General features: G+C 70.9%; 11 protein-coding genes. 7 read left to right on the top strand and 4 right to left on the bottom strand.

The features are described 5' to 3' along the window. The coding region (locus tag VG899_08650; GenBank protein HWA66421.1) for a flap endonuclease at nucleotides 1–485 on the bottom strand (485 nt) is incomplete at its 3' end. Between the two features lie 17 nt (nucleotides 486–502). Here VG899_08650 and VG899_08645 point away from each other — a divergent pair. The 3 genes from VG899_08645 to VG899_08635 are packed head-to-tail and all read left to right on the top strand — an operon-like array spanning nucleotide 503 to nucleotide 3,473. Beyond that, nucleotides 503–1,180, top strand: a complete 678-nt coding sequence (locus tag VG899_08645; GenBank protein HWA66420.1) for an enoyl-CoA hydratase-related protein — start codon at nucleotides 503–505, stop codon at nucleotides 1,178–1,180. Nucleotides 1,181–1,207: 27 nt separating this feature from the next. After that, nucleotides 1,208–2,329: a Xaa-Pro peptidase family protein gene (locus VG899_08640; GenBank protein ID HWA66419.1), complete on the top strand. Its 1,122-nt coding sequence runs from the start codon at nucleotides 1,208–1,210 to the stop codon at nucleotides 2,327–2,329. Between the two features lies 1 nt (nucleotide 2,330). Then, nucleotides 2,331–3,473, top strand: coding sequence for an acyl-CoA dehydrogenase family protein (locus tag VG899_08635; GenBank protein HWA66418.1), 1,143 nt, complete (start codon nucleotides 2,331–2,333; stop codon nucleotides 3,471–3,473). Nucleotides 3,474–3,503: 30 nt separating this feature from the next. Here the strand turns inward: VG899_08635 and VG899_08630 are convergent, their stop codons facing one another. Next, entirely contained in the window at nucleotides 3,504–4,526 is a 1,023-nt protein-coding gene (locus VG899_08630) for an LLM class flavin-dependent oxidoreductase (GenBank protein ID HWA66417.1), read from the bottom strand. Nucleotides 4,527–4,586: 60 nt separating this feature from the next. On the opposite strand from VG899_08630, the gene VG899_08625 reads away from it, so the two are divergent. The 3 genes from VG899_08625 to lnt all read left to right on the top strand — a co-directional run bounded on the left by VG899_08625 (nucleotide 4,587) and on the right by lnt (nucleotide 8,769). Continuing rightward, nucleotides 4,587–5,798 carry an MFS transporter gene (locus tag VG899_08625; GenBank protein HWA66416.1) on the top strand — a complete coding sequence of 404 codons (1,212 nt, stop codon included), beginning with the start codon at nucleotides 4,587–4,589 and terminating at the stop codon, nucleotides 5,796–5,798. 20 nt (nucleotides 5,799–5,818) lie between these two features. Further along, nucleotides 5,819–6,700, top strand: a complete 882-nt coding sequence (locus VG899_08620; protein HWA66415.1) for a sulfotransferase — start codon at nucleotides 5,819–5,821, stop codon at nucleotides 6,698–6,700. Between the two features lie 536 nt (nucleotides 6,701–7,236). Then, the gene (gene lnt, locus VG899_08615; protein HWA66414.1) at nucleotides 7,237–8,769 is read left to right on the top strand and encodes an apolipoprotein N-acyltransferase; all 1,533 of its coding nucleotides are present in this window, start codon (nucleotides 7,237–7,239) and stop codon (nucleotides 8,767–8,769) included. Between the two features lie 20 nt (nucleotides 8,770–8,789). Here lnt and VG899_08610 read toward each other — a convergent pair whose 3' ends face one another. After that, nucleotides 8,790–9,140: an RNA polymerase-binding protein RbpA gene (locus VG899_08610; GenBank protein ID HWA66413.1), complete on the bottom strand. Its 351-nt coding sequence runs from the start codon at nucleotides 9,138–9,140 to the stop codon at nucleotides 8,790–8,792. 390 nt (nucleotides 9,141–9,530) lie between these two features. Between VG899_08610 and VG899_08605 the strand changes: the two genes are divergently transcribed. Next, nucleotides 9,531–9,755 (top strand): DUF5999 family protein, encoded by a 225-nt coding sequence (locus VG899_08605; GenBank protein ID HWA66412.1) that lies wholly within the window; start codon nucleotides 9,531–9,533, stop codon nucleotides 9,753–9,755. A gap of 2 nt (nucleotides 9,756–9,757) precedes the next feature. On the opposite strand, the gene VG899_08600 is transcribed toward VG899_08605, so the two are convergent. Continuing rightward, nucleotides 9,758–10,244 (bottom strand): glycine dehydrogenase (aminomethyl-transferring) (locus tag VG899_08600; protein HWA66411.1); only part of this gene is annotated, 487 nt, incomplete at its 5' end.

The raw sequence follows: 10,244 nt of genomic DNA, 5'->3' as shown, positions 1-10,244 counted from the left end.
TAGAGAACGGTGACGCCACGCCCGTCCTCGACCAGCTGGAACAGGTCACGGTCGCCGGTGACGATCTCGACCGGGCATGCCGCGGAGGTGGCGAGCGTTCCGATCACGTCGTCGGCCTCGTAGCCCGGTACGCCGACCCGGCAGATCCCGAGCGCGTCCAGCACGTCCTCGATGATCGGGACCTGCGGCGACAAGGTGTCCGGAACCTCCTCCTCGTTGGTCGCCTCGTCGGCCACCCGGTGTGCCTTGTACGACGGGATCGCGGCAACCCGCCACTGCGGCCGCCAGTCGGCATCCATGGCGGCGACGAGCTTCGTCGGTCGGCGGTCGCTGACCAACCGGGCGATGTAGTCGAGGAAGCCGCGGACCGCGTTCACCGGCGTACCGTCCGGCGCCGCCATGGTGTCGGGGACGCCGTAGTAGGCGCGGAAGTACATCGAGGCAGAGTCGAGCAGCATGAGCCGGTCGGAGGAGCCAGCGGGCATGTCGGCACACTAACCAAGTGCCAACACTGACTCGCGACGGCGAGGTCGCCGTCCTGAACATCGGCAATGACGAGAACCGCTTCTCGCCGGAGTGGCTCGAAGCGATGCACCGCTGCCTCGACGACGTCGAGTCGAGGAGCGGTCCGGCGGCCCTGGTGACCGTCGCGGACGGGAAGTTCTGGTCCAACGGCCTCGACCTCGACTGGTTGATGTCCCACACGGACCAGGGCGAGTGGTACGTCGACACCGTGCAGCGCCTGCTCAGCCGCGTGTTGTCGCTCGGGATGCCGACCGTCGCCGCGATCCAAGGCCACTGCTTCGCGGCAGGCGGGATGCTCGCGATGGCGCACGACTGGCGGGTGATGCGGGCCGACCGCGGTTTCTTCTGCCTTCCCGAGGTCGACCTCGACCTGCCGTTCCCGCCGGGCATGGACGCCCTGTTGCGCGCGAAGCTGTCACCGGCGACCGCGATGGAGTCGATGACGACGGGGCGTCGCTACGGCGGGAACGACGCGCTGGCGGCGGGCATCGTGACCGCCGCGGTCGCGGAGTCGGAGGTACGCAGCGCCGCCCTCGACCTGGTGCGGCCGCTCACCGGCAAGGCCGGCCCAAACCTCGGGGTCATCAAGTCAACGATGTTCGGGGAAGCGATCCGTCTGCTCGCGGTCGTGCACCGCCCGAAAGCCGCGGGCTGAGCAGGCGTAGCGACGTAATCTGACATCGTGACTGCGCCGTTTCACGATCGGCTGTCCCGGGCCGCGGCAGCCTCGGCGAACGCGGGTATCGACGCGCTGCTCGTGACCCCCGGCGCCGACCTGCGGTACCTGGTGGGCTACGACGCCCTGCCGTTGGAGCGCTTGACCTGCCTCGTCGTACCGGCGGCCGGCGAGCCGTTCCTGGTCGTGCCGAGACTGGAGCAGCACGCCGCAGAGGTGAGCGGCGCCACCGAGCATGTCGCCCTTGCCACGCACGGCGAGACCGACGACGCCTTTCGGCTGGTGGCCGCCCGGTTGAACGATGCGCTCGGCCGCAACCCGCAGGTCGTCGGCGTGGCCGACCGGATGTGGGCGCAACAGGTGCTGCGCTTCCAAGACGTGCTCGCCGGCGTGGAGCAGCGCCTCGCGGGTGAGGTTCTGCGCCCTCTGCGTCTGCGCAAGCGCGCCGACGAGATCGCCTCATTGCGGGAGGCCGGCGCGGCGATCGACCGGGTGCACGCGCAGATGGGCGAGTGGCTTCGCCCGGGCCGCACCGAGGCTGCCGTCGCCCGGGACATCGCGGACGCGATCCTCGCCGCCGGCCACACCAAGGTGAACTTCGTGATCGTCGGGTCCGGGCCCAACGGGGCGAGCCCGCACCATCACGTCAGCGACCGAGTCATCGAGGCGGGTGATCCGGTCGTGGTCGACATCGGCGGCACCATGCCCGACGGGTACTGCTCCGACTGCACCCGCACATACATTGCCGGGGCCAGCGCACCGAGCGACTTCGCCGTGTACTACGACGTGTTGCTCGCCGCTCAGATCGCCTCCGTCGCGCAGGTGCGTCCCGGCGTCACCGCACACAGCGTCGATGCGGCGGCGCGCGACGTCATCGACGCCGGGGGCTACGGCGAGCTGTTCATCCACCGCACCGGGCACGGCATCGGGCTGGAGGAACACGAGGAGCCGTGGATCGTCGCCGGCAATGACGTGGTGCTCGAGCCGGGAATGTGCTTCTCGATCGAGCCGGGAATCTACGCGAGCGGTCGGCACGGCGCCCGCATCGAGGACATCGTCGTCGTAACCGACGACGGCGTCGAGCGCCTCGACACGATCGACCGCGACCTCGTCGTGCTGGCCGGCTGACGTGGCCGTCGAGCGGGTGCTGCCAAGCGCCGAGGCACACCAGCTCATCGACCTGGTGCGCGAGCTCGCCCGTGACGAGCTGGCGCCGCACGCGGCGGCATACGAGGAACGCGCCGAGTTCCCACGCGAGACGATCCGGCTACTGGGCCGCTCCGGTCTGCTGAGTCTGGCCTACCCGGAGGAGCACGGCGGCGGCGGGATGCCGTACGAGGTGTACCTGCAGGTGCTCGAGGAGCTGGCGACGGCGTGGGCGGCGGTGGCACTGGCAGTCAGCGTCCACACGTTGAGCTGCTACCCGGTCGATGCGTTCGGCTCGGACGAGCAGCGCAAGACCTACCTGCCCGACATGCTCGGTGGCGAGCGGCTCGGTGCGTACTCGCTGTCCGAGGCGACGTCCGGGTCGGACGCGGCATCCCTGCAGGCCCGGGCCCGCCGCGACGGCGACTCGTACGTGCTTTCCGGGACCAAGGCGTGGGTGACCCACGGCGGGTACGCCGACTACTACAACGTGTTCTGCCGCACCTCCGACGAGGCGCGCGGCGGCGTGTCCACGATCCTGGTGCCCGCCGACGCGCCGGGCCTGCACCCCCAGCCGCCGGAGCGAAAGATGGGGCTGCGTTCGTCGGCCACGGCTCAGCTCGTCCTCGACGACGTCCGGGTCCCGGCTGATCGGCTGATCGGCAACGAGGGCGACGGGATGCGGATCGCGCTGTCGGCGCTGGACGGCGGTCGGCTCGGGATCGCCGCAATCGCGACCGGGGTGGCCCAGGCGGCGCTCGACGCCGCGGTCCAGTGGGCCAAGGAACGTCAGCAGTTCGGCCGGCCGATCGCCGACAACCAAGGCGTCAGCTTCCTGCTCGCCGACATGGCCACCGGTATCGAGGCGGCCCGGGCCAACTACCTGTCCGCCGCCCGCCGCCGCGACGCCGGTCTGAGCTACGGAGCGCAGGCCGCGATGTCCAAGCTGTTCGCGACCGACACCGCGATGAAGGTGACGACCGACGCCGTACAGGTCTTCGGCGGCTACGGCTACACGACCGAGTACCCGGTCGAGCGCTACATGCGCGAGGCGAAGGTCATGCAGATTTTCGAGGGCACCAACCAGATCCAGCGGCTCGTGATCGGCCGGTCGCTGCTGTCTTGAGGGTGGCGCACGAGCTCGCCTGACCGCCGGTCAGGCCGCGCGGCGCCAAGCGTCGGCGATCGCGACGAAGCTTGCGGTACGGCGCGACCGGTCGGTGCCCGGCGTGACGACGACGATCTCGTCGACCTCCGCTTCGGCCTTCAGCTGCTGCAGCCGGGCGACAACGGCGTCGGGCGTGCCGGTCACCATCCGGCCAACGGGGTTGCGTGTCGCGGTGAACTCCGACGACTTAGCGAAATCCCGCACCTGCTCCGGCCGCAGCGGTTCCCGGATGCCGGCGCGGATGTTGCGCATCGTGAGCGTCCAGCCCGCCTCGAACTCGGCGATCGCCTCCTCGTCCTCGCTGGCGAACGACAGCACCGACATCGCGGAGTACGGCTCGGCGCCAGACACCCGTGGCTCGAACTCCGCGCGATAGGCGACGAGCGCCTCGATCGCGATGTCCGGGCTCATGTGATGGGCGAACACCGCGCTCATCCCGTTGACCGCGGCGAACTTCGTGCCGTACCCGCTCGACCCGAGGATGAACAGCTCGGGACTCTCGTCGACCACCGGTGCGGCCACGAGCGGCTTGTAGGGATGGTCGTCGGGGAACGCGTCGTCGAGGAAGCCGAGCAGCTGCCCGACCTGTCCGGGGAACTCCGCCCCCGGATCGGCGACCATCCCGCGCCGCAGCACGTGCGCGGTCAACGGGTCCGTCCCGGGTGCGCGACCCAGCGCCAGGTCGATGCGGCCCGGATACATCGCCAGCAGCGTCCGGAACGTCTCTGCGACCTTCAGCGACGAATGGTTCGGCAGCATGATCCCCGCGGCGCCCACCCGGATCGTCGACGTCAGCGCGCCGATGTGCGCGGTGAGGATTTCCGGTGCGCTGCAGGCGAGGCTGCGCATGTTGTGGTGCTCCGACACCCAGTAGCGGCGGTAACCCGCGGCCTCGACCGCCTGGGCGATCCCGACCGCGCCGGCGATGGACGCGTGAGCGGTCTCGCCGTACTCGATCCCCACGAAGTCGAGGACAGCAAGTGGGAGGGTCGCCGGGGGCTCAGAACTCACTCTGAGATCAATGCCGACGCCCGATGAGTCATTCCACGGCCTGGGTGGAACGATCACGCCGTGCCGACGACCCGTAGCGCGCCGAAGCCCATCGCGACGGCGCTGGTCGCCGGCGCCTTCACCACGACGATGCTCGGTACGACGCTGCCCACACCGCTCTATCCGGCGTACGAGGGGCGCTTCGCCATCGGGTCGCTGACCGTGACCATCGTGTTCGCGACCTACGCGATCGGCGTGCTGCTCGCGCTCGTCGGGTTCGGCAGCGCCTCGGACCGGATCGGCCGCCGACCGTCGCTGCTCGCCGGGCTGGCCGCAGCAGCGGCGTCGTCGGTGGTCTTCCTGGTCACCGCCCAGGTGCACGGCCACGATGCGGGCCTGGCGCTGCTCCTGCTCGGCCGGCTGCTCTCCGGGCTGTCGGCGGGAGTGTTCACCGGCACCGCGACTGCGACCATCTCCGATCTCGCCGGTGGCGACCGGAAGGTGCCGGCCAGCCTCATCGCGGCGCTGGCGAACATCGGCGGGCTCGGGCTCGGCCCGCTGCTCGCCGGCGTCCTCGCCAAGTACGTCGCGGACCCGCTGACCACCCCTTACGCCGTGCACCTGGCGCTCGCGGTGGTTGCGGCCGTAGCCGTCCTCGCCACGCCGGAGACGGTGAAGGTCGACGGCCCGCGACGGCTGGGCTTCCAGAAGCTCGGCGTGCCCAGCGGGTCGCGGGCGGCGTTCGTCCAGGCCGGTACGGCGGGCTTCGCCGGCTTCGCGGTGCTCGGCTTCTTCACCGCCGTGTGTGCGGCCACCCTGGCGTTGCTCGGCCACCGCGACCCATTCCTCACCGGTGAGGTGGTGTTTGCGGTGTTCGCGGCGTCGGCGGTCGGCCAGGCGGCGTCGCTGCAAGTCGCGACGCGCGGCGCCCTGCTCGGCGGCACGGCGGCACTGATCGCGGGCAGTGCGCTGCTCGGAGTCGCCATCGGCATGAAGTCGCTCGCATTGCTGCTCGCCGGGGGAGTGCTCGCCGGAGCGGCGCAGGGGCTCAGCTTCCGGTCGGCGCTCGGTGCCGTCACCGCCGCCGCGCCGCCGCAGGAGAGGGGCAAGGTCGCCTCGAGCTTCTTTGCGATCTGCTACGTCGGCATCTCGCTGCCGGTCGTCGCGATCGGGGCGGCAAGCGACAAGTACGGCCTGATCCACACCGGCGAGGTGTTCGGCGGCGTCATCGCGGCGATCAGCCTGGCGGCGCTGGTATCGCTAAGTCGACAAAGCGGCACTTCGGCTGCCTAGCCGCACTAGGGTCGTGCCCCGTGGAGGGAGTGCTGCCGGGGTTTTTCATCATCGGCGCCCAGAAGTCGGGCACGAGCACCCTGCACCGCCTGCTGCAGCAGCACCCGCAGGCCTACCTGTGCGACCCGAAGGAGCCGCACTACTTCTCCGACCGGTCGGCCTGGGAACGGGGGGAGGGGTGGTACCGCTCGCTGTTCGCCCAGGCGGGCGGCGCGGTCGCGATCGGCGAGGCGTCGACGACGTACTCGATGTTTCCGCACTACTCGGGCGTGGCGGAGCGGGTCACGTCGCTGGTTGCCGAGCCGAAGATCATCTACGTGGTACGCGAGCCGGTCGCCCGGATGCGCTCGGCCTACCTGCACGCGTTGGCCTGGGGGAGCGAGACCCGACCGATCAGTGAGGCGCTGACCACCGATCCGCGCTATCTGCTGACCACGAGCTACGCCCTGCAAGCCGAGCAGTGGCTGGCGGCGATATCCCGTGAGCGGATGCTGCTGCTCAGCCTCGACGAGCTCGAAGCCGAGCCACAGGCGGTGCTGGAGCGGGTCTGCGGCTTCCTCGGCATCGACACGTCATGGCGCCCGCCCGGCGCCGCGGGCGCGGTGGTCAACGCCAGCGCGGGCAAGCGGCCGCCGCGGGCGTGGTGGCGGGCCGTCGGGGAGCTCGTGCTGCGGACCGGCAACACCCACCGGGTGCCCGACTGGATGGTCCGGCTCAACGAGGGAGGCTCGGCGCTGGTACGCCGCGAGGTGGCGGCCGACGAGCTCGACCTGACGCCGTCCTTGGTCGCGCAGCTGCACCGTGCGCTGCGAGCGGACTATCGCCGGCTGGCGCGGCTGTGGGGACCGCAGTCGCGTCCCTCGTGGCTCGACCCCGAGGCGAACCACCTACCAACTGCCTGACTGTCGAGTTCAGGTCGAGGTTGTGGCGGCGTGTGCTGTGTCCTTGGGCGCCTGGGTCTGGACGTGCCTGCTCCGACCGGGCGAACGGGCGAGATTTCCCGGTTGTTCATCTGGCCTCTGACCTGCAATTTCGCGCGTTTGCGCAGGTCAGCGGCCAGTTGACAGGCGCAGGAGGCACGCCGCTAGTTTCCTGCGCGTCCACCACAGGGACGCGTGGCCTTCACCAAGGCGACCATTGCGAGATACCGACTGGCCGGTCAGTCACGGTGTGCACCCGCCGCGACTGAGCTGGTGCCAGGTCCAGTCGGCCTCCGGTGCGTCGCCGGACCGAAGTCAGGCGTGGTGCGACCATTCGGGAGCGGTCCGGATGCCCAGTAGACAACGGCGTGAGGGCGGCGGCCGGCCGTCCTGGCGTCGGTCCGAAGGGCATCCGGGCCGGATCCGAGATACGTTCCGGGGTAGTGAAGCGGATCCTTCCCCCACGCTGCGGGCTCTCGCGTAGGGCTCCTCGTGCCGCCGCGGCGATCGCGTCAGGTGTGGCCCTGTGGACCGCGTTCCCGCCCCTCGGCTGGTGGCCGGTGGCGCTGCTCGGGGTCGCCGGCCTCACGTTGACGGTGCGCGGCCGGCGGCTGCGCTCCGCAGCCGGGTTGGGGATGCTCGCCGGCCTCGGCATGTGGGTTCCGACGGTGTCGTTCCTGCAGCCGTTCGGGATCGAGGCGTGGGCGGCGGTCGCGATCATCGAGTCGCTGTGGTACCTCGCGCTCGGGCCGGCTCTCGCGCTGGCCGGGCGGCTGCGGTGGTGGCCGCTGGCGTGCTCGCTGATGTGGGTCGGCCAGGAGTTCCTTCGCGACCGCTGGCCTTTCGACGGCTTCCCGTGGGCCCGGCTGGCGTTCGGTCAGGCCAACGGCCCGCTGGTCCGCCTCGCGGCGATCGGCGGCGCACCGCTGGTGACCTGGGCGGTCGCGGTGGGCGGCAGCGCGCTCGCGTACCTGTGCCTGGTGCGCAACCGCCGAGCCGTCCTCGGTCTGCTCGCGGTCGGGGCAGTGGTCGCCGGGCCGCTGGCCATCAGCCTGCCGACCGCAGGAACGTCGGCGGGCGGCGCGCCGAGCTCGGCGGTCGTCGCGGCGGTGCAGGGCAACGTGCCGCGGCTCGGCCTCGAGGAGTTCGCGCAGCAGTACGCCGTCACCAGGGACCATCTCGACGAGACGCAGGTGCTGGCGCACGACGTCGCCGCCGGCTCCCGGGCCCGGCCCGACTTCGTGGTCTGGCCGGAGAACGCCTCCGACCAGGACCCGCGCACGAACCCGCTGGCCCGCGCGATGGTCGACGACGCCGTCGCGGCGGTCGGCGTACCGATCCTGGTCGGTGCCGTGATCAACGGCCCCGGCCCCGACCATGTCCGAAACGCCGGCATCGTGTGGTCGCCGACGACCGGTCCGGGCCAGATGTACCTCAAGCGCCACCTCGTGCCGTTCGGGGAGTACCTGCCGTTCCGCTCGCTGCTCACCCGCATCAACAGCCGCTTCGACCTCATCGCCAAGGACTTCGTCCCCGGCACGAAACCGGGCGTGCTGCGCATCGGCGGCATCACGATCGCCGACGCGATCTGCTTCGAGGTGGCCGACGACGCCGTGGTGCGGCAGGCCGTGACCGGCGGCGGGCGGCTGCTCGTGGTCCAGACCAACAACGCCAGCTACGAACACGCCGGGGACAGCGGTGACGGGGGAGAGACCGCCCAGCAGCTCGCGATCTCGCGGCTTCGTGCTGTGGAGAGCGGGCGGGCGGTCGTCGTCGCGGCGACCAGCGGGGTGAGCGCGATCATCGCCCCCGACGGGCGGGTGCTCGCCCGCACCGGCGTCTTCACCCCTGGCATCCTCGACCGGCGGGTCCCGCTACGCGACCCGCTGACCATCGCCGACCGGGTCGGCGCCTGGCCGGAGTGGATCCTGTCCGCGGCGGCGCTGTGCGCCTTGGTTGCCGCCGCGTGGCTGGTCCGGCGACGCCAGCCCCCCGTGACTCTCGACCTCGCGTTGACAGTCAGCGAGGAAGACGTTCCCGCGCCCGCATGACGGGCGCGCTCGCCGTTATGTCAGGCTGACTTGCGCGACCGCGGAGCGGGGTGGAGCACTGCCAGCCGCTCGTTGAGCACGTCTTCGAGGTCCGCGATCGAGCGGCGCTCCAGCAACATGTCCCAGTGGGAGCGGGCGGTCTTGGCGGCCTTCGGGTCGACCGTCTCGCCGTCGCGCAGCAGCGCCACGACGCCGCAGCTGCGGCATTCCCAGGTCGGTGGCACCTCGGCGTCGCTGGCCATGACCATGCGCGTCTCGTGGCCGGACGGGCAGTCGTAGACCACCTCGCGGCGCGGCGCGAGATCGGTGTTGCGGTCGGTCTCGTAACTGGTCGTGCCCAGGCGGCTGCCCCGTAGGACTCGCTCACCCATGTCGGCCTCCTGAATCGTCGACGGCGCGTTACGGCGTCTGCCTGTTACAACGTGCCTGTTGCGGCTGAGGATTCCCTGACCGCGCGCAGGTACGCCGTACACATCGGTATGACGTCCGTCGGCGGTTCTCGGTTCGCTCGAGAGAGCTTCGCTGCCGCCTCGCTTCCGGTTCAGTCTACCTAACGCCGATAATGGACATTATGTCAGTTCGGATCGGCGGCCCCTGGAGTAACGGGATCCCCCTCACGCACGCTGCACAGGGCTGGTTGCGTAACGAGACGGCCACAACTGGAGTCCAACGGCTACTGAACCGCCGACGACGTGCCGATAGTGCACATGTGACGTCGCCGCCCGACGGCGTCACCAGACCCAGAACGAAGGGCACGGGCGATGACCCACCACGACGCCAGCAGCCGAGTCGCGGTCGGCAGCTGTCAACACGAGCCGTGCTGTCCGCCGGCTGACGCCGCCGACCGGGACGCCGCCCGGGTGATCTCGAGCCATCCCGAGCAGGGCTGGAACCTGCTCTGCAACGGCGTCGTGTGCTTCGACGACCGGGGCGACCTCCTGCCGGACGGCAGCGCCGTACCGCCGCAGCGCCACCACGCCGCCTGAGGTCAGGCCTCGTACGCCGACGGCGGCGGACAGGAGCAGGCGAGGTTGCGGTCGCCGTACCCGCCGTCGATGCGGCGCACCGGCGGCCAGTACTTGTCGGCCCGCAGCGTGGCCAGGGGATAGGCAGCCCGCTCTCGCCCGTACGGCGCGTCCCAGTCCCCCAGCAGGCAGGCCGCGGTGTGCGGGGCGTTGCGCAGCGGGCTGTTCTCCAGCGGCCACTCCCCGGCCGCTACGCGGTCGATCTCGCCGCGGATCTCGGCCATCGCGTCACAGAACCGGTCGAGCTCGGCGAGGTCCTCGGACTCGGTCGGCTCGATCATCAGCGTGCCGGCGACCGGGAAGGACATGGTCGGCGCGTGGAAGCCGTAGTCGATCAGCCGCTTGGCGATGTCCTCGGCGGTGACCCCCGTCTCGCGGGTGATCCCCCGCACGTCGACGATGCACTCGTGGGCGACGAGCCCGCCCCGGCCGGTGTAGAGCACCGGGTAG

The organism is Mycobacteriales bacterium (assembly GCA_035550055.1).
Lineage (GTDB): Bacteria > Actinomycetota > Actinomycetes > JAFAQI01 > JAFAQI01 > DASZTV01.
This window is presented reverse-complemented; position numbering and strand designations above follow the sequence as displayed.